General features: G+C 39.1%; 22 protein-coding genes. 11 read left to right on the forward strand and 11 right to left on the reverse strand.

Features of this window, described 5'->3' with window-relative positions:
* Positions 1-91 precede the first annotated feature (91 nt).
* From VHO47_02560 to ligD, 9 genes are all read left to right on the forward strand, one after another.
* Positions 92-1,141 (forward strand): alpha/beta fold hydrolase, encoded by a 1,050-nt coding sequence (locus tag VHO47_02560; GenBank protein ID HEX2977974.1) that lies wholly within the window; start codon positions 92-94, stop codon positions 1,139-1,141.
* A 10-nt stretch (positions 1,142-1,151) separates the two neighbouring features.
* The gene (locus VHO47_02565; GenBank protein HEX2977975.1) at positions 1,152-1,823 is read left to right on the forward strand and encodes a hypothetical protein; all 672 of its coding nucleotides are present in this window, start codon (positions 1,152-1,154) and stop codon (positions 1,821-1,823) included.
* A 126-nt stretch (positions 1,824-1,949) separates the two neighbouring features.
* Positions 1,950-7,928: a hypothetical protein gene (locus VHO47_02570; GenBank protein HEX2977976.1), complete on the forward strand. Its 5,979-nt coding sequence runs from the start codon at positions 1,950-1,952 to the stop codon at positions 7,926-7,928.
* 154 nt (positions 7,929-8,082) lie between these two features.
* Positions 8,083-9,600: a leucyl aminopeptidase gene (locus VHO47_02575; GenBank protein HEX2977977.1), complete on the forward strand. Its 1,518-nt coding sequence runs from the start codon at positions 8,083-8,085 to the stop codon at positions 9,598-9,600.
* Positions 9,601-9,621: 21 nt separating this feature from the next.
* Positions 9,622-10,095 (forward strand): hypothetical protein, encoded by a 474-nt coding sequence (locus VHO47_02580; protein ID HEX2977978.1) that lies wholly within the window; start codon positions 9,622-9,624, stop codon positions 10,093-10,095.
* Between the two features lie 26 nt (positions 10,096-10,121).
* Entirely contained in the window at positions 10,122-10,808 is a 687-nt protein-coding gene (locus tag VHO47_02585) for a hypothetical protein (protein HEX2977979.1), read from the forward strand.
* A gap of 164 nt (positions 10,809-10,972) precedes the next feature.
* On the forward strand, positions 10,973-11,686 hold the full coding sequence (locus VHO47_02590; GenBank protein ID HEX2977980.1) for a DNA polymerase ligase N-terminal domain-containing protein: 714 nt from the start codon (positions 10,973-10,975) through the stop codon (positions 11,684-11,686).
* Positions 11,683-12,405 carry an MBL fold metallo-hydrolase gene (locus VHO47_02595; protein ID HEX2977981.1) on the forward strand — a complete coding sequence of 241 codons (723 nt, stop codon included), beginning with the start codon at positions 11,683-11,685 and terminating at the stop codon, positions 12,403-12,405. Before VHO47_02590 ends, VHO47_02595 begins: the two co-directional genes overlap by 4 nt.
* Positions 12,406-12,491: 86 nt before the next feature.
* Complete coding sequence (gene ligD / locus VHO47_02600; GenBank protein HEX2977982.1) at positions 12,492-13,364, forward strand: non-homologous end-joining DNA ligase; 873 nt, start codon at positions 12,492-12,494, stop codon at positions 13,362-13,364.
* A 28-nt stretch (positions 13,365-13,392) separates the two neighbouring features.
* On the opposite strand, the gene VHO47_02605 is transcribed toward ligD, so the two are convergent.
* Entirely contained in the window at positions 13,393-14,523 is a 1,131-nt protein-coding gene (locus VHO47_02605; protein ID HEX2977983.1) for a hypothetical protein, read from the reverse strand.
* A gap of 592 nt (positions 14,524-15,115) precedes the next feature.
* Between VHO47_02605 and VHO47_02610 the strand changes: the two genes are divergently transcribed.
* Positions 15,116-16,591, forward strand: a complete 1,476-nt coding sequence (locus VHO47_02610; protein HEX2977984.1) for a hypothetical protein — start codon at positions 15,116-15,118, stop codon at positions 16,589-16,591.
* 127 nt (positions 16,592-16,718) lie between these two features.
* Here VHO47_02610 and ftsW read toward each other — a convergent pair whose 3' ends face one another.
* Together ftsW and VHO47_02620 are read right to left on the reverse strand one after the other, a co-directional pair.
* The gene (gene ftsW, locus VHO47_02615; GenBank protein HEX2977985.1) at positions 16,719-17,828 is read right to left on the reverse strand and encodes a putative lipid II flippase FtsW; all 1,110 of its coding nucleotides are present in this window, start codon (positions 17,826-17,828) and stop codon (positions 16,719-16,721) included.
* Between the two features lie 4 nt (positions 17,829-17,832).
* The gene (locus VHO47_02620; GenBank protein ID HEX2977986.1) at positions 17,833-18,330 is read right to left on the reverse strand and encodes a hypothetical protein; all 498 of its coding nucleotides are present in this window, start codon (positions 18,328-18,330) and stop codon (positions 17,833-17,835) included.
* Positions 18,331-18,463: 133 nt separating this feature from the next.
* On the opposite strand from VHO47_02620, the gene VHO47_02625 reads away from it, so the two are divergent.
* Positions 18,464-19,756, forward strand: a complete 1,293-nt coding sequence (locus VHO47_02625; GenBank protein HEX2977987.1) for an FAD-binding oxidoreductase — start codon at positions 18,464-18,466, stop codon at positions 19,754-19,756.
* 117 nt (positions 19,757-19,873) lie between these two features.
* Here the strand turns inward: VHO47_02625 and VHO47_02630 are convergent, their stop codons facing one another.
* From VHO47_02630 to VHO47_02665, 8 genes are all read right to left on the reverse strand, one after another.
* Positions 19,874-20,491 carry a hypothetical protein gene (locus VHO47_02630; GenBank protein HEX2977988.1) on the reverse strand — a complete coding sequence of 206 codons (618 nt, stop codon included), beginning with the start codon at positions 20,489-20,491 and terminating at the stop codon, positions 19,874-19,876.
* A 50-nt stretch (positions 20,492-20,541) separates the two neighbouring features.
* On the reverse strand, positions 20,542-21,063 hold the full coding sequence (locus VHO47_02635; GenBank protein ID HEX2977989.1) for an NUDIX domain-containing protein: 522 nt from the start codon (positions 21,061-21,063) through the stop codon (positions 20,542-20,544).
* Complete coding sequence (locus VHO47_02640; GenBank protein ID HEX2977990.1) at positions 21,064-21,420, reverse strand: hypothetical protein; 357 nt, start codon at positions 21,418-21,420, stop codon at positions 21,064-21,066. It abuts the gene before it with no gap.
* Between the two features lie 9 nt (positions 21,421-21,429).
* A complete protein-coding gene (locus VHO47_02645) occupies positions 21,430-21,741 on the reverse strand; it encodes a hypothetical protein (GenBank protein ID HEX2977991.1) in 312 nt (103 codons plus the stop codon).
* Positions 21,742-21,808: 67 nt separating this feature from the next.
* On the reverse strand, positions 21,809-23,446 hold the full coding sequence (locus tag VHO47_02650) for an alkaline phosphatase family protein (GenBank protein ID HEX2977992.1): 1,638 nt from the start codon (positions 23,444-23,446) through the stop codon (positions 21,809-21,811).
* Positions 23,447-23,514: 68 nt separating this feature from the next.
* The gene (gene murD, locus VHO47_02655; protein HEX2977993.1) at positions 23,515-24,900 is read right to left on the reverse strand and encodes a UDP-N-acetylmuramoyl-L-alanine--D-glutamate ligase; all 1,386 of its coding nucleotides are present in this window, start codon (positions 24,898-24,900) and stop codon (positions 23,515-23,517) included.
* On the reverse strand, positions 24,887-25,309 hold the full coding sequence (locus VHO47_02660; protein ID HEX2977994.1) for a hypothetical protein: 423 nt from the start codon (positions 25,307-25,309) through the stop codon (positions 24,887-24,889). Before VHO47_02660 ends, murD begins: the two co-directional genes overlap by 14 nt.
* On the reverse strand, positions 25,299-25,763 hold the full coding sequence (locus tag VHO47_02665) for a hypothetical protein (GenBank protein ID HEX2977995.1): 465 nt from the start codon (positions 25,761-25,763) through the stop codon (positions 25,299-25,301). Before VHO47_02665 ends, VHO47_02660 begins: the two co-directional genes overlap by 11 nt.
* Positions 25,764-25,790 lie beyond the last annotated feature (27 nt).

Raw genomic sequence — 25,790 nt, forward strand, 5'->3', positions numbered from 1 at the left:
CCCGCTCTCTTTTTTACTTGTTAATATTGCAAATAGAAATGATTTAATGCTAAAATTTTCATATATATGTCAGCGAGCGAGGGGAGAACGTATGTATAAAAAGGTAGGCAAACGCTTACTTTTCGGCTTATTTACAGTGGTTTTGGTGGCTTGGTGGTCGATTGTTGTAGTCGGCTCATTTAGCGCTATTATGCCCGATCGCGTGGTTCTTGATAACCAAACCAAATATTTAGACGGCGCGCAAATGGAATATGTTACCTTTGTTTCGCAAGCGGGTACCGATTGCAAAGCGCTGGAACGTCATGGGATTTTGGTAAAAAAGCCTGGTGCAAAGGCCACTATTGTTGTTTGCCATGGATTTATGTGCAATAAATTTGATATTTCGTTCATGCGCCGCCTTATTTTTCCCGATTATAATGTAATGATTTTTGATTTTCGTGCTCATGGTGAGCATGTTGAAGCAGAGCATTGCTGCACCTTTGGCCGTGATGAAGCGCTTGATGTTGCCGGTGCGGTAAATTATCTGCGCGCGCGTGAAGATTTGAATGGTGTGCCGCTTATAGCTTACGGTTTTTCTATGGGGGCGGTTGCTGCTATTCAGGCGCAAGCAGCATCTGAGCGTCAGGGAAATCCCTTCTTTAAGGCTCTCATTCTTGATTGCCCCTACGATACAAGCGAAAATATTTTAAAACGGTGCATGGATCATCTTAAATTTTCTTTCATGGGTTACACGTTCGATTTACCAGGTAAAAAATTTCTGGAACGGTACGCGTTCAATTCCTATGTGCAAGCACTCCTTAAATCGGTTTTAAAAACGGTTGCCCAACTAAATGCGACAGCAACTAATACGTATATTTATCCGGTAAATCCTGCAGAATCTATTAAGAGTGTTACTGCACCTGTTTTTTTAATTCACTGTTACAACGATGAGAAAGTGACGGTAGAAGCTGCACATCATTTATATGATAATGCCGCAGGTTACAAAAGACTTTGGATAACAAAGGGACGACGGCATTTTGATTCTGTCTTTTTTATTCCTGATAAATATATCTATAAAGTTCAACTGTTTATCGAAAACGTGCTTTCGGGAGCAATACAAAATAAACCATGCAAAAAAGTACTATCAGATATAAAAAAATAAGGAGATCTTTATGAAAATACTCAATATGAAAATAGTTCTGCTTGTTGCAGCGATCTGTTCACAAACTATTTTTGCTGAATTATTTATTCCCCGCTCGCTTAATGAATTCCGCTCGATTCTTAATAGCCATAATTTAGCAGTAGTTCATTTCAATTCGCACGAAGCAGCTAATGATCAAACCAAAGCAGAAGACATGAAAAGAGCATTTTTGCAATTAAGCCAAAAGCCTCGTTATAAAGATGCAATGGTTGCTTTTGTCGGGGTAAATAGTTCGCGCTTTCCGGAAATTGGCATGGCATATAAAGCAGCAAAAGAAAACGGTAGCAAATTAGTTCTTTTTCATGGCGGTGTAGCAATACAAGAAAATGATAACATTCTCACTAAAGATGAAATGAAAGATTATATTGAGCGTTATTTTGGCAAGATCATTGATGAGACGATTGAGCAAAATGCTCCAGCAAGAATGCGGCCTTATAGTGCTCGTGAGTACTATCCACGTTCCCGCCAAATAGTGCGAGAATATACCGAGCCAGAATACTATTATGATGATGCCGATTATTACTATCCACGTGCATATGGTCGTCGTTATTACAATGACTATTACGGTGGTTATTATGGCCCAGGAATAGGATTTGATGTAGGAACACCGCTTGGTGGTTTTGGATTTGGTTTAGGTTTTTAAAAATTGTTCTACCTCTCACGCTAAAAAAGGGCGCATGTAAAGTGCGCCCTTTTTTAATTCTTGAACCACTGAATTTAACTATGTTACGCTGCTGCCAGGTTAAAAAAATGAGCGTAGGAGAGCGTAATGGCCAATCAAAGAACTGTTGTAATTTTGCTGAGTTTATTACTCAGCTCGATTCTTGTTGAAAATGTTTTTTCAATGGAAGGTGTTGAATCAACACTTGTGCGCGAAGCGGCTGAAGAAGCTGGCGTTGTTGGCGCAGAATCTATAGGTAAAGCCGAAGCTGAGGCATTAACGCGAGAGGTTGCAGACTCAATGGGAGTTAGCGTTGAGGATATAAAGAATCTTCCGGAAGATGCAAAGCAAGCATTTAAGGATGAGCTCAAAGCTGCGCTTAAAAATGGCGATGTCACAAGCATTGAAAACGGTAAGTTCGTAACGGAGAGTCCTCAATCGTTCAAAACGTTCCTATCAAAAGCGAAAGGAGACTTTGCTACGCAAGTTGAAAAAATTGCTCAAGATAAAGGTTTGCCTTCGTTAAGTAAGGCAACGCTCGAAAAATTTGGAGTTGGGGCAGATATTTTTGAAAAATTTCCCATAAAAGCTCCTAAACTCGAAATTCCGAATGTAGAAATCGAAGCAGAGCCGCTTTCGCCTCAAGAAAAAGGAATACAAGAGGCTCAAGATGCGCTTGCTAGCGCCAGAGAAGATGCTAATTATATTGAACAAACTGGCCAAACCGATTTAGAAAAACCTACTCAAGAAAAAGTTGTACAAACTGAGAAAAATCTGGATGCAAAGTTTCAGGAAAATATAGACGCTAAAACTAAAATTGTGAACGAAGAGCAAGCAAAACTTTCTGAAGCGCAACAACAAGTTTCAGTAGACGAAAATGGTGGCGATTCGCAAAAAGCTTTGGAATCGAAAGATAAGCTCCAAGAACAAGAAATACAAACTGAAGAAGCGCAAAAAGAACAAACAATTTCTGAGCGCCAAAGTTCAAAATCAAAATATGATCGAGCGAATAAAAATTATAAAGACGCTCAAGCGAAAACAAAAGCTGCAAAAGAAGAATTAGCCGAAGCAAAAAAGAATGGTTGGTCAAAAGAAGTAGTTGATAGCAAAGAAGCTGCGTTAAAAAATGCGCAAGAGAGTGAGCGCACTTCCTACGAAGATTATGATGCAGCAAAAAAAGAGTGGATAGAAAAATCTGGAAATTTTGAAGCACTTGATTTAAAAGCAATTGAAAAAGCAAAAGCCATAATAAAAGAACATGTCATTACAAGTATTATTTCCGGCTTTGCGTTTGCTATACCCAATTTTGTTATCGGGCCAATAACTGAAGCAATGAATCGCAAAGCGCAGTTAGATCAGCTTCGACAGCCGCAGTCATTCGGAACTATTTGGATGCAAGTACCGATAGCGTTCATTAATGACGGAGCTCCGCTTTCATCATTTATGCTGTATGTAGGGATTAATGCGCAAAGTGGTTCAGAAGTTTCAAAGCGAAATGATGATGCTGATACCGATAGTTTTCTGCAAAATGCAAATTATTATGTATCAATTTCCGATTATGGTGAACTTGGGCCCAATAATTTGCCCATTGCGATAACCGATCCAAGTTTTCCATTTCGTATGTTGCATCTTAACTCTGGTTATCATTTTATCAATGCGGGATTGCCAGCCGACCCTGAAAATCCTGCAGTTCCTTTATTGAAAATAGATCCTAAAGGTAAAGCAAAATTTCCTGTGCAGGAATATCTAGATCAATTAGGTGGCAGTGCGCGCCAAGGAATTGCAGGTGCTGTTTATGAGGAAAGTCGTGAACAGGCCACAGGCTATAAAGGTGACGTTGTAGTAGCAGATCTTTTTGAGCAAACGAGTAATAAAAATAGTGCATTTACCCTCAGAGAGGGTGAAGGGTACGGAAAGCTTTTAGAATCTACGATCAACGTTTTGCAAAATAGTTATGCGTTCGGTCCGTTCAATCTTACCGGTTTTTCTGCGTTGAGCGATGATCAGATCAAACAGCTTTCAAGCGGACAGGTAGCAAAAGCAATTCCTAATTATCCGTATGTTTCTTATTCAGTTCCGCCAACGGGCTTTGTTTACCAAACGAAAGACACGCCAGATATTCAAGCGATTGTTAAGCAATTAGGATCCGATAGTAAGCAAGGCGCTTTATTGCGTGATTATGTTGTGCTTATTGATCCTAAAGCGCCAACGGTTTTGCAACCGCTCTTAGCTCCGAGCCCTATCGGCTCGCCTTACGGAACTCCTTCTTTACAACTTACGCCGAACGCGAGCGATTTAAGGATGGTAAGTTTGATTTCTGGAAACGTTTATACGTACGATGGCAATTCTTCAAAAGTGGATGCTAATTTAGCTCAGGCCGAATTTCCTATTGATGAAAATATTAGAGTGCAAGCAGCTGCAATGAAATCTGTTTATGATGCACAATGGAAAGATGTTTCTGAGCAACTGAAATATGGCCCATTTAAAATTGGCACGGTGCAATTGTCGATTGATAAGCAGTTGGCAGATGCCGGAGTATTTGTCTATAAAGTCGATTCTCCGTTAATTGAAAATGGTACGACAGATTATGTTGTTCCGCTTATTATTGATGAAAATAAAAACTTAGTTGTTGGGCAGCTGCCAGATGATAATGTGAAATTTTTTGTCAGCGTTATTACTTCACGCTTTTATGATAAAATGCTGAACCCGGCGCCAGAGCGAAGCCCGTTCTTCGTATATAAATCACCCACGGGAAGTTTTCGCTTGGTAGCAAGCTCTAAAGAGAATTCACAATATGGAGATGTTGTTTTTAAAGGCGATAAAACTGCGCTTTATACGCTCTTTATGAATCCTGAAATAAATCCTACAAAACCTACACCCGATCAACAAAAAGCTTTGGCTAATGCGGGCGCAAAAACTGCTGACGGAAAATCGACAGTGGCGGCACAACTATTGCCGCTTCCCGCACAATGGGCGCTTTCAGATCAGGGATTAGTTGTTGATCCAGCAGATCCTAAAGTATATCTTGGTGCGTTCATTAATCAGAAAGCGCCGCAGTTCCGCTCACAATTGGATGGCATTTTCACAGCATGGAAAAATAGCATGCTGAAAGATCCATCGCTTTTAAAAATTGAGCTCGGGCCTTATCGCTTTACAACCGATCAAGTTCAGAATATTGAATTGTATGCAACGAGTATTGATGACTTGAAAAATGGTAGTTATGTATATACAACCGATCGTTGGCCGGCAGAATTTTTTGTTTTATCTGATGATAAAGATGGTACCTCAAATCTTGGGCAAGAATATAATTTGGCAGCGCCGCAGCGCTATGCAGTTAGTTTATCAAATGGGCAAGTGCATGATGCGCAACAATCTGGCCAAGTAATCGGTACCATTTCCGACCTTGATCAGCTTTTAGATCGTGCACAGCGTTCAAAAAAATATTTGCCGAATTTATTAAAAAATATTCAGGCAACGCAAGGCGCTTATCTTCAAACGGTCGCTGAACAGCAATTTAATGAAAATACGATGTTTGGCAGATTTAGATTTTTCATTTCACAAGATGATTTGAAAAATGGAGCCTATATTTATGGCGATGCAACTGATATTAGCGATCCGCTTAGATTGCAACCACAAGAACTTCAAAGCCGCATCAAAAACTATTTTGTCACGATAGAAGGGCCAATCGATGACGAGAACCAGTGGGTTTATGGAAATAAATTAAATGAAAATACAAAGCTTGTTATCAGTCTTGTTTCAGGTGCGCTTTATGATCGCGGAGGATCATATCAAGGGAACTTGCAAAGATTTGATCCGTCGCTTGATACGGCGCAAGGTTTTTTAGAGAAAATAGTTTCCTATCTCGAAAAAACATGGGGCAGTAATAATCCTAGCATTACGCGATTAAAGGATCGCGTTAATGCGCTTACGCAGGCATGGTTCACCCAATTAGAACAAGAAAGAAAACAAATTGCGCAAGAGCGAGAAGCTGAAGAGAAAATTTATGCGTCGCTTTCTGCAAATACGATTGCGAATATAAAAAGTGCGCAATATATTCAAGATCTTTTAGAAATGCCAATACCCCGTTATCTAAAATTGCTTGGCGATGGAAAATATTATTTTGAATCTCCTGATGCACAAGCGGGGCAAGCACCAACGCCAAAAGTGTTTATTGATTACAATGTTGGTGAGCCGGGCAAAGATAACGGTATCGGCATGAGTTACGATAGTAATGGTGCTGTAATAGGTCGCTTTACCGGTTGGCTTCTAGAAAATCTCCGCGCGTATGCGGGAATTGTTGTTGATGCCACTGGTAAACAGAGCCTTGATATTGCAACCGATCATCCTTCGATTCCAACCGATTCTATGATCAAGCTCGAAGCGGGCGGAATGGAAAAGTTGCTTGGCCAGCAGCGAATAAATCTAGGCAATGCTCAGCAAAGATTTGCAAAAAACCCTAAAGACAAAGCAGCTGTCCAAGCTCTGAACGATGCGCTATATAATTATAATAAGATTCAGGTTGCCAATGAAAGTGCGCAAGCGGTAAAAGCAGCTAATTTGCCGACATCTGCCTCACTGAAATACGATTTTTATTATAATCCTGAAATAGCTACCTATTTTGTAAAAATAAGTTCTGCAGGTAAAGAATATTATTATGATCTTGTTGGTGGTTACGGGTACTATATCGATGGCAAACCGCGATTGAGAGAAAATCAAGTTTTCGTTAAAAAAGGCTCAACTAAAAATGAACTTCTCCTTGCGGGGCAAGATGGCGTCGGGCTTTTTGTAGCATCTTATCTAGACACTGATGGTAACTATCACTTGTGGTCGACAGCGGCCAACCCCGCACGTTCGAAGGACGGTAAATCGTATAGCTACACGTTGGGAAGCGATGATGGGCGCACCGCACTGATTCTTCAATCGCTAAATAATGATGGAAGTGTAAAGCAATATTCTGTTTGGCCGGTGGGAGATAATCAGCAGGCCAGCTTCTTGGCCGATTACAATCCTGGCCCGCTTTTTTCTACCATTTTGCGCTATGCGCGAACGAATGGGGCGTATGTTAAAGCTGATGCTCCGCGCGCTCCTGTTATGGTTCTTTGGAATGGGCAGGCCGATCTCAATTTCCAGTATCTTCTTTATAATCATAACCTGATTGAATTGAAACCTGCGGGCAACGGTTTATTCACTGGTTCATATAAAAAAGAGGACGGAACTCCTGGTAGCATTACGCTTAAAAAGCAGGAGAAAAGCTATTCTCCTCTCGTGCAATCTCATTGGGTTACTATAACTGATGGCGGGATTTCATACGACTTTGTTTTCGATACGATGGTACTTGATCCAAACGAACCAACCAAATGCGAAGTGAACGCTCTGGAAAAATTGAAATTAAGCTATTGGAAGCAATGCGCTTGGGGGCTTAATGTCGTGACCGATAGTCGCGGGCAAACAAGATTGGTTCACAAATTGCCATCGACCGATTCGCTCCAAACAGTTGATCAAACGATGGTTCATGGAATTCCGGCCAATTCTGATGCGAGCAAAATTCTTTCCGATTCGCTCAGCAGGGTTTCTTATGATGCTGCTAGCGATCGATTCGTTTATCAGCTGAGCCCGACCGACAAGGGTTTTGCCTATTATCAGGATAAGCTGAATAACTGGTACGTTGATCTGGCAAATGGCGTCGTGTTTGACCCAACAATGGCGACCGCCGGTGGGGTTTATCCGGTAGGGGCACTGCTTGCGAGCCAACTTGATACGCTGCTTGCTCGCATTAATCTTTCGGTCACCTTAGTGGAAGATCCTAATGGAAAACCGGGATACGATAGATTCGGCAATCCTATAACGAGAAATAATAAGCCGGTTAAGCTAAAACCGGGTCTTGTTTATCGCATGCCAGCAAACAAAGGTAATCTTCCTGCGCCGCGTCCAACGCCAATAAAGAGACCGGCGCCGGCAAAGAGAAGCGCAGCATTTCAAAGAATTGCCCCAGTCGAAAGGGCTTCGGCACGACAATTGATTTCGCCTGCACCAAAACAAACATCCGTCACTCGACGAGTGCCGAATAATGTGCGTCGGACAAGATAACAGTAGGATTGAGATCTGATTATCAAAAGAGCCGAGTGGAAACTCGGCTCTTTGCATGTTATACTCTCTAACTAGAATAAAAAACATGATTCTTAATTGTTATTTTCCTATTTTTTAGGTTTTAAAAAATAAGGAATATGCGTGAGGAACGTTTATGATTACATTTCGTTTTAATGAAAATTTGGTGGCAGATACCAAGGCACAAGGAATTGCATTCTTTATGCCAGCGGGCCAATCGTTTTCTAGTGAATTACAAGAAACGGCAAATCGCTACTTTCCAGCAATGGAAGAGTATTTGAAACAAATCGATTTTGCGGGCCAAAAAAGCAAAATCGCTACCGCTTCGATTTCGGTAGATGGTCATCCTAAAACAATTTTTTGTGTTGGTTTAGGAAAAATAAATAAAAAAAATCATGTCGATATAGAAGTTTTGCGTCGTGCAACGGCGTCTCTTATTCGTGCGATGCAAGCGCGAAAAACTGTGTCATGCGCAATTGAATTACCATCATCAAAGTTATTTGGGATTTCAGATTTTGATTTAGCGAAGAATCTTATCATAAGTTCAACGATGGCATCGTATCGTTTTGATGAGTTTTTTTCTGATGAAAAATCACGCGTCAACAAGAATCTGACCATTGATTGGTCGATTTCAAAAGATGCAAAAAAAGATGAACTTGAGCGTGGTTATAAAGAGGGAGCAATTATTGGAGCGGCCGTGAATAATACGCGTCATTGGGTTGATATGCCGCCTTCGCAATTAACGCCAACAGTGCTCGTGAGCCATGCGCAAGATGTTGCAAAAGATCATAATTTAAAGTTGACCGTTTTTGGTGAGCCTGAAATTAGAAAAATGGGAATGGGCGGATTAGAAGCTGTTTCTATAGGTTCTGAGCAAGATTGCAAATTAGCGATTCTTGAATACAAAACCACTAAAAAAGATGCTCCAACAATTGCATTCGTCGGAAAAGGAATCACGTTCGATTCTGGCGGCTTAAGCATTAAGCCAGCGCAAAGCATGGAAACAATGAAAGATGATATGGCTGGTGCGGCGGCAGTTATTGGCGCAATGAGCGTTATCGCGCAACTCAAGCCTGAAATAAATATTATCGGTTTGGTGCCCACATCTGAAAACTTGCCAAGCGGAACCGCGACAAAACCTGGAGATATTATTCGTTTTTATAACGGAAAAACGGCAGAAGTAAAAAATACTGATGCAGAAGGCCGTTTGATTTTAGCAGATGCGCTTTCTTATGCAGTCAAACATTATAAACCTGATGCGATGATCGATATTGCGACATTAACCGGTGCGTGCGCTTACGCTCTTGGCCCGTTCTTTACTGGCCTCATGAGCCAACATGATGAACTCGCAGAAAAAATTGAAAAAGCTGCTCAAACGACGGGCGATCGTGTATGGCGTTTGCCTATGGATGACGATTTCAAACCGGCAGTCGCATGCGACGTTGCAGATTTATGCAATAGCGGAAGTGCAAAATATCGTGCAGGCGCAATTACCGCTGCGTTTTTCTTGCAATCGTTCGTTGACGATATTCCTTGGGCACACCTTGATATTGCGGGTAGCGCATTTGCAGTTCCTGATATTGCTTATTTTGATAAAGGCGCGACTGGAGCTGGATTGCGTTTGCTTGTTGAGCTCGCGATGAACTGGAACTAATAATAGTTAGATTGGAAAAATATGAATAAATTTATTTTAATAGTTGCTGTTTTGAACATTTCATTTGTACGTGCGGTTGATGATAAATACATTCAAGATAGTGAAAAGCATGGGCGCAAGGCAATTAATTCTTGGTTAAAAGAAAAAAATAACAGTAAGCAGCTTCCAAAGGTTCCTGCAGAAAAACCTTTAGTGCAAAAACCACTCCAAGAAATTGAAAAATCAAAAACGCGGCCGATGCCAATCGTTCTTCAAAAAGAAGAAAAGCCTGTGATAGCACCGCAAGAAAAAGCAGAAATAAAAAACGATGGGCTTGTTGGTGCACAACAAGATGTAAAAAAAATTGAACAACATGAACAATCAAGAATTGAAAAAATTAAAGCTGCAATTGTTAATAACCCAAAAAGAACTACCGCGGCAGTTCTGGCGGCGCTAGGTTTTTTTTGGTTGTTTTGGAATGCAGATTCGTCTGGCAGTGATTCTTCAAACGTATAATTTTATAACTAAAGGAAAAAATGCTCATGAAACATCATGGAGTATGGACAAAAAAAGCGAGTGTAGTGAGCATCGTATTACTTTCTTTAGCAACATTGAGCGCAAGCGCTATGGATCAAGCCGCGGAAATTACTGTGGCTGAGCTTGCTGAGCGCGGGACTCTCCCAGCGCGCTATGATATCGATACTATTTTCGGCGCAATTAGAAAGAGCACCAAAAGTATTACCGAGAGCGATATGGTTAAACGTGCCCAGGAGTTCATAAAGCCTGTTAGTGCGCAGTCGGAAACTACACCAAAAGTAGTAATTGACTCAACTCCTGAAATTCAGCTACAAGGAAAGACGACCTTGGCAAGCGACGAATCTCGCTGGAAACTTCCTAAGTTTGATACCATATCTTTCGCGCCGCTTCTTGAAAATCAGGCGGTACTTTATGGAATTGGTGCGGTAGGAATTTTAACGGTTGGTACTATTTCTTACGTTCTTTATAAGAATGGCGTATTTACCAAAATTGCGACGATTGCCAAAAAGCACCCATGGTGCACGATGGCAGTTACCGGAACAGCAGCAATTGCGGCAGCAGCGGGGGTACTTTATTATAAGGGTGCCGACGCACAAACGGTAATGAATTTCTTTGGCAATCTTAAAACGCATCTTATGAATGCACCGCAAACGTTTTCAGATTCGGTCAAAAAAATGGTAAAAAACATTTAAAATATAATGTTTTTTAAATTTTAATAAGAGGCGCTCCTAAAAAGGCGCCTCTTATTTTTTTGTGTTTTTATTGTCTGATAATTAATCAATATGTTAAGAAATAAACACCGCAGGTAAAGCTTTCTTGCGATGCGAAAGCGCACGGTAGTAGAGTGAACAACGGAATGGCTTCATTACTACTCATAACAACGTTAATTTTAGAAACGAACAATATGAAAAAAATTGTAATAGTATTGAGCGGAATTATATTTATTAATGCGCAAGGATGCGAGGGTAAGATGATTAATAAAAGGAAAAACAAATTAATAACTTACCAATCCAAGCGAAATTTTTCGCACACGCGCGAACCACTCAATTTCAAAATAAATAAAAGGAAAGATAAAAATTTAAAATTTGTGATACAAAAGCACGCTGCATCGCATCTGCATTACGATTTTAGGTTAGAAATCGACGGAGTGCTCGTTTCATGGGCAGTTCCAAAAGGCATTCCAACAAAAAAAGAAAAACATTTAGCAATTATGACCGAAGACCATCCCCTGGATTATGCAACATTTGAAGGAACAATCCCGCAAGGGGAATATGGTGGCGGCACGGTCATGGTGTGGGATATTGGCACCTACAAAAATATAAAAATGAAAAACGGAAAACCGGTCCCAATCAACACAGCCTTAAAAAATGGACAAGTAGAAGTAAACCTCGACGGGAAAAAACTTCACGGCAATTATGCACTTATCCGCTATAAGGATTCAGATAGAAACAATCAATGGCTCATGATAAAAATGCATGATGAGCCCGGCACACCCCGCTCAAAAATTAATCAGCGCTCCGCACTAACTGGGCGAACCATGAAACAGATAACCAAGGAGGAAGCGTCATGAAACTCACTTTTCTTGGAACGCGCGGCAACATAAAAATAAAATCGAAGCGGCATTTACGCCATTCTTCATTACTCGTAGAATCAGGTACATCAAAAATAATGATCGATGCCGGGCTTGACTGGAAAACAAAACTAAAAACTATTAATCCTGATGCAATTTTTATTACTCATGCACACCCAGATCATGCGGGAGGCCTATCGCCCAAAACGCCATGCCCTGTTTTTACCACGCCTGAAAGTTGGCAAGAAGTAAAAAAATATGAAATTGAAGAATGCCGCCTGATAATGCCAGGCGATCCTGTTTTAGCAGGAGATTTAACGATCGAAGCGTTTGAGGTAATGCATTCTTTAAAAGCTCCGGCAGTTGGTTTTCGCATTTCTGATGATGAACATACTATTTTTTATGTGCCTGATGTCGTCAAAATAAAGAAAGAAAAAAAAGCACTTGAAGGGGTGGATCTTTATATTGGTGATGGCGCAATTATTAAACGTTCGCTGCTTGTACGGAAAAAAAATAATACCGAGGTGGGGCATGCGCCCATAATTATGCAATTGCAATGGTGCAAGAAAAATAAAATTTCGCGCATGATCGTTACCCACTGCGGCACCGAAATTACTGCCATGGATCCGCATGAGGCTGATGAAATCATCCATGAATTAGGAGATCGAGTTCGGGTTATTACGATGATTGCGTATGATGGATTAAAAATACCGTTATGATTTTTCGCTCATTTATTTTCGTATTAGTATCGAGCATACATTGCTTGTCATTCGCGCTGTGCGCGCAAAAAATAAAGGAAGAAGGGATGAGTATTAAGGCGGGGCGGTATGTAGTTGAAATTTCACATCCTGAAAAAATTCTTTTTGCTCCAACAAAAATCACTAAAGGCGATTTAATTAACTATTATTTTGATATCGCCGATTACATGATTCCTTATATGAAAGATCATCCACTTACGATGGTGCGTTATCCAAACGGCATAAAACATGATGGTTTTTATCAAAAAGATTCCCCCGAATATTTTCCTCAGTGGATTAAGCGAGTTTCGGTAAAAAAACAAGAAGGGGGCGTAACGCATTATGTAGTGTGCAATAATCAAGCAACGCTTATTTATTTAGCAAATCAAAATTGCATAACCCCTCATTTATGGCTCAGTAAATACGATAAATTAGAAAATCCAGATCGTATGATTTTTGATATCGATCCATCCATCAAAGATTTTCAAGTGGTTAAAGAAGCTGCATGGATTGTCAAAAAAGAATTAGATCGTTTAGGATTAAAATCGTTCGTGATGACAACCGGCGCTCATGGATTGCATGTTACCGTTCCGCTCAATAGGCGGGCAACTTTTGACGAAGTAAAAGAATTTGCACGCGCGATAGCAGAAAAAATAGCGGAAGATAATCCTAAAACAATCACGACGGAATTGAACATAAAAAAAAGGGGTAGGCGTACCTTTATCGATTATCTGCGCAATGGATTCGGGGCAACTGCCGTTGCGCCCTACGCTGTCCGGCCAATCGCGGGAGCCCCGGTCGCAACGCCACTTTCATGGCAAGAACTCGATAAGATTAAATCTGCGCAACAATTTACGATAAAGAATATCTTTAAGAGGCTCGATTCAATCAAAGATCCATGGAAAGATTTTTTTAAAGTGAGGCAGTCGATTAAGAAGTAAAAACTAGTAATAATTCATGGTAACTTTTTTACTTATATAAGTACATATTTTGAAGAAACAACTCGGCAAACTCATAGAAACCTGAAAAGAATGTGCGCTCTTGATCATTACACGCTTTAGTTTTTTCATAAACGCTCTTAAAAATATTTCCATATTGTCCATGCTGCGTAAAAGCAATCAATCTGTATTTATTATGAATGTAATTCGGATCGCAGAGCTTTGCTACAATAGCTTCACCATCTTTCGACCCTTTCCAACGAAACGCTAAAAACTCTCTAGCTTCGCCAACCAACCGTGCTGCATTGGGCTCTTTTTCTAAATACTTGGCCAACTCGGTGCATTTATTGATTTGATCTTTAGTTGAATCAGGCAAATCTTTTAATAATAATGGTTGAGAATCTAATCCAAGCGAGGAAATTTCGGTGCTGTGTGGAAAGGGCTTTTCATAACAAAAACACCCGTTTTGAGTATTGTAAATCTTCATTAAGTAATGAGGAAAGCCATCGTTAGTAACCATGGGAAATAAATGTGGCGCGTTTTCAGATGGCAAACTGATGCCAGAAAGATGTGGCAAGTTTGCGTTGCTTTTATAATCATTTGCATTGCTCAAAAAATAAGACATTTCCATTGTTGTGTTATCTTTTAAATTATACATGGTCACTTTTGATTGACCAGAACACATAATGAGAAAGCGATCATTTTTTAGAAAATAGTTTCGTAATTTTGAATGAGTAGTTCCTGTATAGGTAGAAGATTTTTGAAATTCTTCATCTACGTGCCATTGGGCATCAAGAGATGCTCGCTTTAACAGAGAAAGTTGCCCTGTGTTTTGATCACTTACTATGATTGTTAGTTTATCTCCATCTAGGGACTTCCAAACTGCATTATCCTGTTTTTTTGGTGGGAGAGTGCCAACCGCAAATGAATCATAGAGTGTTTTATCAATTTCATAAAAATTATTTTGGGATAGCGCGGTATCTTTTGCTACAAACAAACTAATCGTGCTTTTCTCTACATGGACCGAGACGCTGCTATCAATAGCAAATCTATTATCGACCGGAACTCGGGAAAGAATCGTTTGCTGTAGTGGAATAGGTAATGCAGCAATTCGCGTTGAAAGTTTTATGCTCTCAGGTTTAGTATCTTTTTTTTCTAGCAAAGAAAATCCTGTGCCTGCATATTTTTGATATATTATTCGCTTAGTAAACGCCTTATTTGTAAATGAACTAAAAATCTGTGGGCGTTTTTCCATCCCAGAAATAGCAAAGACGTAAGTTAGGGCTGTGAATAAAATAATTTGCGAAGAAATCATGTGCTAAAATTCAATAAAAAATTCATTCAGTAATTATTGTTTAATAATAGTCGATTTATTAATATTATCTACTAATTTCAATTATATTCGTTCGGGTTCATAATGAAGCAAGCGATTAAAAAATAAAATTACATATTATTTCTTGTAAACCGGACTCTCATATTTTCTTCTATTTGTTTCTCGGCAAATAAATGAAAGGGAGAACTGTAAATTCTTTAAAATTAATTGTTTATTTTCGCTTTTTTTTTCTTAATGCACCAATTGAAATATCCGAGAAATATGTTGTTCTTCAATGCAAAAGAGAAAAGCATGAATAATAGGATGTTTTTTTTTAATAAAAAATAGCAAACTTTAAAATAAAAATCGTGACAAGTTTCTAACTGTGTGATAAAAATGGGGGGGCGATTAATTATGTTATTTTTTTTAAATGAATGCTTCTATGAAAATGAATTTTTTATTCGGTTGGTTATTTTTTATGGCAGCTACACTTACAGCCATGGAAGATCAAAATAGAAAATGCGATAACGTAGATTTCTCAAGCTTATCACTTACTACATTGAATGAGCTGATTGAAAAAAGCGATAAGGCAGAATTGGATCAAATCTACAAAGATCTTGAACTGCGCAAAAGAGACGAGGCCCCTCTGGAAGAACGATTGTCGATTTTTGAATTACAGGAGTTTGTCTTAAAGCGTAAAGGGCAGCTATTCGAGTCTCAACTCAAGCAAATAGAGCTTAGTTATCAGAAATCGCCAGAAGGCGCCGTGAGCGACTCAACAAAACACGCAGCTTCAGTTGTGAATGTCACCCTAGACCTACCTACATTATTCAAAACTGCACTTCGCCTTAAAATATTTTCACCAGAACCGGGCACATTAGATTTGTCAAATCAAGGAATAAAAGATTTAAAAGGTTTTCTTGCTGCACGAATTAATGAGACTAGAAATGCGCAACCACCTGTTTTTCGACCATCAAAAAAGGTTTTTGTTCCTGTTCCTGTGCTTAAGAAACTTAATCTTCAAGGGAATCATATAAGTAGTTCAAAATTATACGAACTTCCTGGGACTCTCGAAGAACTTAATGTGACCGGCAACGACACTAGCATCTGCCTACCGAGTGATTTATCACATTTAAAAAAGCTTTCGACATTGAAAGGACTTCAACTTGATAATACATTTGATTTTGGACAAAATCTGCCGGAGTCTCTCCAAGAATTGGAATTAACTATTTTGGAATTGATTCCTGATGGTAAAGGAGTCATTAGACGGCCACCACTGGAACACCTTACCCGGCTGACGCGTTTGAAACTAAATAGAAAGCATAATAAACGTGTTTCGTCAGAGATTTTACCCAAAAGCTTAGCGCAACTGGAAGTGACCTACATGGTCCCTTATGGTAAAAGTTGGCCTGCAAATAAAGAATGTGTTAATCATGATCAAATTCTTTCAACTGTTGATGAAATATTTTATAAATGGTCAGCTAAAGATCTGCCCAATCTTGCTAAGACGAAAATAGTTTATGCCCCGCTTCCTCAAGAGGAAATTACTGTTTCTAATAAATCTTTATCTAAATTTCCCATGTTACCTCTTTCTCTCAAACGATTGACTTTCATTTATGATGGCAATAATAAGGAACAAGCACATCCTAAGAATTTTAAGGAACTTACCAATCTGACGAGTTTAAAGGTTAGGTCCTCGGCAGTGGATAATTTTGAGCTGGCTTTGCCTGATAGTATTGAGGAATTGGAATTTCATTATACGGTAAATCGATTCAGAAACATCCCTGAAGATGAATTATATTCGACTCGTCCGGCGCTGCTTGATTCAAAATATAAACTATGGGCTACAAACTTGCCAAATCTTAAGAAAGTCGCTGAGCTCTATTATCATGATGGCGATGAGTGTACCATTTCATAAAGCTATTTATTTTATCTCCAGAATTTGGGCTGAATGAGGCGTTGACAACGCCACTCTTATAGAAAGAATAAGACTCTATTAAATCTTCGCAAGAATTTAATGTTAATAAAAAGCTCAAAGAAAAAAGCTACGCATTTCTATTGTGGGCAACGCAATTCATAATAAGGCCGATCATTGCAAGGCTGCAAATAAGTGAGGAATTTCCGTAACTAATAAAGGGCAGGCCGATGCCTTTAGTTGGCAGCAGGCCAGTGGTTACCGCAATATTTATCGTTGCTTGTAGGCTCGTCATGATCACGAAACCAAGCGTTACAACCATGGCAAAGGGATTGCTCAATTTCGACGCTATGCGCATACCAAAATAAAGAAATAGCATATACAGAAAAATAATGAGCAGAGCGCCGATAAATCCCGTTTCTTCTGCAATGATGGCGAAAATAAAATCGGTATGCTGCATTGGCAAATAAAAGAATTTTTGGCGAGAGTTTGAAATCCCAACGCCTAACCAACTGCCCGATCCGATAGCGATAAGTGATTGAATAAGTTGAAAACCGGAACCTTGCGGATCGCTCCACGGATTAAAGAATGTCGTAATTCGTTTTAATCGATAGCTTCTCATGTAAATAAGGGCTGTACCAACCGGGATGCTAAGTGCTGCGCCGCTCAAAAGCAATTTAGTGTTTATTTGCATAATAAAAAAAATAAGAAAAACGGTGCAAGTGAGCGTTACGGTCATACCAAAATCCGGCTGTTTGAGCAGCAAAAGGCATCCAGCGCCAAAGAGAGTCAAAAATGGAAGATAACTTTTTATAGAATTGCGTTTACCGGTCATTTTAGTTAAATAGGCAGCTAGGTACATTAAAAGGGTAATTTTCAGAAGTTCGCTTGGCTGAAAAGAAAACCCGCCCAACGATAACCAACGATTTGAACCGTGAATTTTAAGAGTTAAACCGGGAACAAAGGTAAGCGCAGTTAATCCTAACGCGCCAAGATAAAAGAGAGATGAGCAAGATTCAATCAGTGATAATGGTAAAAAACGGGTAATTAATAACACGAAAAAACCAAGCAGGATCCCAAAACATTGTTTTTTGACAAAATAGTGGGCTGATCCGCATTTTTCAAGCGCGAAAACAGAACTTGATGAGTACACGAAAATTAATCCGAGTACAATGAGCGCGCAAACCACTCCTAAGAAAATACGCAGATCGGTCTTGAGTCGCTTCTGCTCTATATACATTTCTTTATTTCACACCAACGGGTTGCTCGAGCCAACTTTCGTGAATACATACGGATCGCTTATTACTCAAAAGCGTGCCATAAAAGATTCTTCCCTTAAAGAGAGGTTCACTTTTATAGAAAGCATTATTGCCTAAAAATTCACCACGCTGATATTTATTAAATTCTTCCACTAAATGAGGCTTAAGATCTTGCTCACTTATCACTTGGACATAAGAACCAACCGGAAATTGGTCGTTTAAGTCAAAAAGATTTACCGCGGAGTTAGGAAGAGGCTGTTCAAAAAAAAATTCCTCATTTTTGAATGGCCCATTAAAAATTTTCATTACTCGAGGATCATTCGCAGTATGGGCGTGCGGCATACTTCTTCGAGGTTTAAATCCAGAAATCCAGCCGTAAATAGCTTTTCTGCATGATTTAAAGAAGGACTGTGGATCCTGGCAAACAACGTTAAAAGTAAAGGTTGAAATACACAAGATTGTCATTATTTTTGGTTTGATCATGTATTCCTTTTTTAGTTGAATAACTGCTTGACTATAAAAAAATGTATTAACTTGATCTTATGCTGCAAGCTTACCGATTATTTTTTCTTGCTACAATATTAAATTCGAAGATATGAAAAAAAAGGGAATATACATGAACTATCCAAACTTATTACCGTACGATCAAGTCTTTTGGTATTTAGAAAAAAATGAAGTCCGTCCTCTGAAAGAATCAATTAAAACCGATGTTGTCATTATTGGAGGCGGTATGGCGGGCCTTTCTGCGGCGCAAGCATTTGCCCAGCGTGGTCTGCGAGTCGTTCTGCTTGAGAAAAATTTCTGTGGCTCCGGCGCAACCGGAAAAAGTTCTGGATTTATTACGCCCGATTCGGAATTGCCACTTCGCACATTTAAAGAAAAGTATGGTGCCCAAGAAGCGAGAAAACTTTGGAATTTCATACTCTCGGGCGTTCACATCATTAAAGAAAACATCAAAAAACATGAAATCGATTGCGATTATCAAGAACAGGATACATTGGTAGTCGCCACCAGTGATCGTGCTTTTACAAACGAAATTAGACGCGAATATCAAACGCGCCAGGAACTTAATTATGAAAGTCGTTTGTATACGCATGATGAAATCGGTCAAGTAATAACTGGTGAGCATTATTCTGGTGCGGTGCGCTACGCAGATACGTTTGGCATCCATGCTTATCGCTATTGCGCTGGCATGAAAAAGGTGCTTGAAAAAACCGGAGTTCGTATTTACGAAGAAACGCCGGTGATCGATATAAAAGATCATGTAGTGACGACGTTTGGAGGAAAGGTACAAGCTGAGCACATTATTATCTGCACCGACCGATTTGCGCGTTCGCTTCCCGCTTTAAAAAACAATTTGTATCATGTGCAAACAAATCTTATGATTTCGGCGCCGCTTTCTGATACCGATATACAGAAAATTTTTCCTGATAAGCTCTGCATGGTGTGGGATACAGATTTGGTCTACCATTATTATAGGATTACGGGCGAAAACAGATTACTTCTTGGCGGAGCTCGGCTGATTGATACCTATGCAAAAAAAGAAACGCATAATAATATGAGCACAGCAGCTTTGCTTGAAAATTATTTTGAAAAAAAATATCCCCATTTTCCAGTTTCATTTGAATATATGTGGCCAGGCTTAATAGGCGTCAGCAAAGATTTGTTTCCGCTTGCCGGAAGAGACCAAACTATGAAATCGGTCTATTATATTGCAGCCGCTACCGGATTGCCTTGGGCAGCTGCACTTGGAGCATATAGCGCCGATTGCATGCTGGATAATAACGCAGAATTTGATCCATATTTTTCGCCAGATCGTTCGTTTACGCTCGGACCACTAGCAAATCATCTGCTTGGAACGCGATTAACTTTTGCATTGTCAAATTTCTTGACCGTAGGAAGCGTATAATCGTTCGATACAATTTTTAACTGTGTAAAAAATCACTCACGATGATTGGAGGACTATAGATACAAATGTTTAACAGTCTTGATAAATCGTCTTTAGCCCTAATCTCGAATTCTAGTTTCACTTCAGAACCACGCAAGGTAAGGGGAAAAATTGTGTATAAAACCAGGTAATTCCTAAGGTACCGATAATAGTATACATCACGTATCGTTTCGGTATTTGAAAATTATTGGCAATACTTCTTTCTAAATTAGCAATCTGAGCATTCTGTTCAGTTATTTTTTTTTGAGCTTTTGTTAAAGAATTCGTTGTAAAATCATGTATCCACATAAAGTCATCAATTGGTTTGGTTTCAATTAATTTCCACCGAGATTTTTCCATCGCATCCCCAAGGTTTGCGACAGCGCTCAAAAAACGAACTTGATTCATCGAGAAGTTTTGAAGTGAAGCACGATTGAACCGCTCACATATTTCTTTAAAGGAAGGACTATTGGACCTATCATTTAATAGATCTTTAAGTTTGTTTTCTCTGTCCAAACTCGCTAGAAAATTGTAACGAAAAGAAATCATTTCCGTGGTGATCTCTGATCTTTCTTTTTTTATTTTTGCATATTTTATTCTTAATCTTTCATTTTCTTTTTTAAGCCTATCAATTTCAGCTTCATAATAATTAGCTATAGTTATACCTTCAAAACTGGATTCTATTTCCATTCCGTTTAAGCAAAACATCTGGAACATAGATAAAAACCCAATGAAATTCTTTATGAATGAAAGAACAACCACATCCGTCAGCACTTATATAAAAGCTTTATGAGTTTTGATAAATCATCTTTGGCTTTATCGCCGTTATGCAACCGCTCAATAATTTCATGCGGATAAAGCCAGTATGATTCAATAAAATCAGCCTTGTTATAATGCGGCTCTGTGTCCAATACTATTTCGTATACGTGCATAAAACCGGAAACTGAATGGTTTGCTGGCGTAAAATAACCTATTTGTTTATGTTTTAATTCTGAAATATCAAGATTTAATTCTTCTTTCGTCTCTCGCGCAAATGCTTCAAGATAACTTTCTCCAGACATTACGTGCCCGCCAACGCTGGTATCAAGTGCTAAAGGAAAAAGTTTTTTATGCGCCGTCCGCCGCGGAATCCACAGTTGTCCTTGAGAGTTTTTAATAAATCCGTTAATGCCACGATAATTATGTAAATTATTTACATAAATTACAGAGCGATATTGCTGACCGATTACTCTATCTTCATCGTTTACAATATCTAGAAGTTCATCGTCTTGAATATTATGTAGGTTCATTTATGGGTTTTTAGTGAGTTGGTTTTTTAATTGTACAATAATAAGCTCGATTGCATCAGATCCATTGTTGACGCTTCTATGAATTTTGGATTCATCTTCCGAAGGCCTAAATACTGCTTGCTGCGTTGGGAATTCAACGTCAGTCGTTGAGCCATCAGCTTCTAGTCGCGTAATTTTGCCGCCTTGAAGCGCGAAAACCACTTGTGGAAAAATATCGTAATGCAGACCAATTTCTTCTTGGGGCATTATTTTTATCAGTGAAACGATAACTGATTCATTTTCAAGTTGCTTTTCGTACTCCAGGGCTAGAATAGTATTCTGTAGAATGACGCTGAGAATTAATAATTTTTTCAACATATTTTTCCTTTATTTTTTTTCAACCATAGAAGAATCAATAAAATATCCTTGGCCGTTTTCATCTTTTGCAAAGTAAACATTTCTTAAAGATTTCTCTTTTTTAACAGGTTTACCGTCTGGATCGTTAAGCGACGTATTTTTTATATGTAATAAAAAAGTACTACCCATAAGTCGTTCAGCGGTATCCTCAATGGTCACGATTGTTCCTTGCAAGTTACCGCTGGTAAAATAATATTGGGATCCAAGTATAAGTTGTTTATCATCCATCGAGTTCAGATAAAATGGCATAATGAATAATATGATTGTGTGTCTTTTTAACATGGTGCATCCAAAAGGTTTATATGATTTGCGATAAGTGTAAATTACTCTCGAATTCATTGCACGTTTTTTAATGCGAAATACCTGGCAATTCGCCAAATAAAGCAGCCGATGGGCGCGGTATTTGCAAAATGGAGGTAATGGTCGGCGCTACTTGCGGAACTAAGACCGGTTTATCTACCCGTTTATCTGAAATAATGTTTGGCTGATAGAAGATAAGCGGAACGTGTATATCGTATTCGTACGGCGTTTTATGTCCCGCGCCAGTTGTATATTTACTTGCGTAAACATACGGGTAAACCTGAAAAATTAATTGGCCTGATCGCCCTGGAAATAGTTGATTTTTATAAAGCTGCCCCTTATCCCACAAATGAAAATAAGCTTTTTCTAGCTCTTTGTAGGTCCATACCTGTTTAATGCCAGGTGTTTTACGGATCGTTTTTTTTAGTAACTTTAGGGCCGTGGATTGTTTTTTTTGATCCAGGGAATTCCATATTTTCTGATCAAAATAAATATTGGGCGTATCAACTAACGTTATAAGATTTTGTATTCCGATTTTTTCTTCAACAGTTTTATTTAAGGTATTTGTTAAATCAACCGTATTAATTCTTTTTGCTAAATTAAATTTCTTTTCGGTAAGGAGTTCGACAATTGGCATACTGCCATGATCTGATGTAAGTAAAAAAAGGGTATCGACTGGGTTAATTCTGGTGCCAACTTCTCTCATAAATCTATCAAGTTGTGCATCAAGGTGATAAAGAATATCGCAATATTCTTTGCTGCTGTTGCCAAAAAGGTGGCCTATTTTATCGGTGCCGCTCAATCCGATCCACAAAATAATCGTGGGCACGGGATCTTGCTTCAGGCAGTGATCTAAACATTCTGTGGCACAGCCAAGAATTAAATCGTGATAAAGGGGGGTTCTTTCAATCAGATGATAAAATTCTTTTGGATTCTCCTCATTTAGTTCCATGGGTACGTTCAAAATCTCCTCTGCGCGCGCATATTTGTTACTATTTGGATTCGTACAAGAATATGCTTTATGAGAAGTGATAAAATACGGTTGCCACGTATACGCAGTAATCTTTTTTTTGATCTGATCATTATATGAAGTGAGCCAGGTGGGAAGTTCATCAAAAAAAGCTTTGCTCGATGTGTATTGCCCGGAGTTATCATCGAACCAAATTGCTTTACCAAGCTTTCCGGCCATTGCAGTTCCTGATCTGCTCTTTCCTGAAATAGAATAGACAGCAAACGGACGCTCTGCCGTTGATGCAATCATCGCTTGATCGCCAACGGTATCGGCCATCGTATTGCGCGTTGATTTACCAAAATCATAAAAACCATCAGGTGAAAAAACTGCCGCGTTTTCCGGAGTGTCGCCATCGCACATAACCTTATTGCCATTTTGATCGGGCCAATCATTACCGATAATGCCGTGAACCGATGGAATAGTCCCAGTCACCAATCCCGTGTGTCCTGGGCCCGTACTTGGTAGTGAATGGGGCCATGTTGCATTCCTAAACACAACACCATTCTCAAGTAAACGTTTAAATCCACCAGTAAAATAGGGCGACAGCTTCATAAAATTCGAACATGAAAGTTGATCGATAACAAACGTAATAATAAGTCGTGGAGGTTGGGATAAAAGATCTGCTGGCGCTATAGAACAAAGGAATAAAATAAAATAATGATGCACGAACTTCATATAACTCCTCTAGGTTTATTTTCAAAATAAACGAGGCGTGGCACCAATATATAGAGATGGGTCAATAATTATAAAATCGTGTAATGCTGCGCGACCAACTCTTTAAACCGTTTACCCCTCATTTTGTAATCGGTAAAAAGATCGTAGCTTGAGCCGCTGGGCGAGAAAAGAACCGGCGTTTGAGCGTCGGCATAGCTGGTGCATGCTTGAAAGGCGTCTTCAAGGGTTGGGCAAGAATAATGTATGAAATTGCGCGCGGCGCACCATTGTGCAAGCTGATCAGCCTCTTTTCCAAAACAAATGATCGCTTTGATCGTGGATGGCAATTCAGCAATTAATGCAGATCTATCGACGCCCTTGCTCAATCCACCAAGCATTAATACCAACGGTTGATTGTTAAATGATCGAACTGCCGCGAGCGTCGATTGCGCGATGGTCCCTTTGGAATCATCAAAAAAAATTATTCCTTGTTTGGTTTTAATTGCCTCCAGCCGATGGCTGAGTACATCAGATTCAAAAGAAATAGTACGTATGGGATCGATAGGCTTATTTAAAATTTCTGCTGCGGCCACAACAGCAATCCAATTTTCCACAAATGAATGCTTAGGTAATTCTTCAATTGCAATGAGTGGTTTGGTTAAGCCATTTTGATGCACCACTATTTTATCATCTTCAATCCAAAATAATTTATGCGTTTTTATTGCATTCAACTCATGTATATCGATCTTTTGTTCAGAAAAAAAAGATACTAATTGCGGAGCGCAGGCCAAATAATTTTTAATCGCATCAAATTTTAAAAGGTCCACCGGCACTAAGGCATGTTGCCCACTCTTTTGATTGCACATTATATTCAACTTTGCCTTTAAATATTGTTCCATCGTGCCGTGTCGGTCCAGATGGTTTGGATAGAGATTTGTCCAAATTGCCAATTGCGGTGCGAACATTTTGCAATATTCAAGTTGAAAGCTAGAGAGCTCAAGAACAGCACAATCTTTATTCTCTTGATGAGCAATTAAATCCAGCATCCCGGTCCCAATATTACCACCGGTTGCAACTCGCATCGATTGAGAAAGAAAGGTAGAAAGAAAATGGGTTGTTGAAGTTTTTCCAACTGTTCCCGTTACCGAGATTATCGGTTTTGTAAAAATTTCAGAAAAGATGTCTAGTTCGCTTAAGAATTTAGAACGATAATGTGCGTCATCGCGCAGATCAATTCCTGGGCTTGGGATGATAACATCATTAGAATTTAGGAACTCACTTTTTTGCTCTTCACTAAAAAAAGTAATCGAATGCTGAGTGCAATATTCTTTCTCTTGATCAGAAAGTGATCGCTTCTCCATTACCGATAATTTTACCGGATAATCGGTAAGAAATTGCGCAACGGATTTACCGACCACACCAAACCCCCAAATTCCCAGGGACTTACGAGAAGTCAGAAGATCATTTAGTGCCATGAGTAGCTGAACCTCCTTTAATTATCGCAAGATATACTTTCGAAGATGATTCAAAATTAATTTTGTTTCGGTCAAACAGAAATCTATACTGTTCGGTGCTTACGGGAATTATTGCAAACATCGGTCGCATTTCAGGATCAGCAAAAATTATTTGTTTATACGTACACCAATTTTTAGGAATTATTTTAGGAATACCGCTTATCATCTCATGCTTATAGAATGGGGTAAAAGGTTGCTCAGTTTTATTATTTTGAGCTTGCAGAATCAATTCATTGCCAGCTTTGAGGCCAAAAATATGTGCTATAGTCGATTTTTTCTCAAACGATATCAAAAGGGATGGCTTTTCGTTCCAATCCATTGGAAATAATGGAGAAAAGATACCCATTAAAAAAAGCGTCTTAAATATCATCGATGATCTCTTTTGGCTTAAAAATTTGTTCTATCGGCACGTCAAAACTCTTTGCGAGAGCGGCCGGAGAGAAATGGTACGTTGCTTTTTTTTCAGAATCTATATGCACGGAAAATAAAAATTGGTCTTTATTTTTCCTCTTTTCTCCAAAAAAAGTAATGTTATTAACATTTTTTAAGATTCGTTGATCAATTTTGGGATAAATATCGCGATGCAGTTCAAGTAAAAGCTCTCCGGGAAAGCCAGGATTTTCTTCTTCAATTGCATATAGGGCGGTTGCAATATGATCACCAAAAATCTTGCGTATATTTTTTTCAGATCCGAGCGAAACGATGCCAATCTTATCCGTTCCTTTTTTAAGAATAATTGTGTTAGCGGCACTGTGCCCTTTACTCTCCATTGTATAAATCAATTGGTTGCTCAAAAAAATGCACAATAACAAGAAAAAAAACATTAAAAACCCTAACCCTGTCAATACGAT

The organism is Candidatus Babeliales bacterium (assembly GCA_036260945.1).
In the GTDB taxonomy this organism is placed as follows: domain Bacteria; phylum Babelota; class Babeliae; order Babelales; family JACPOV01; genus JACPOV01.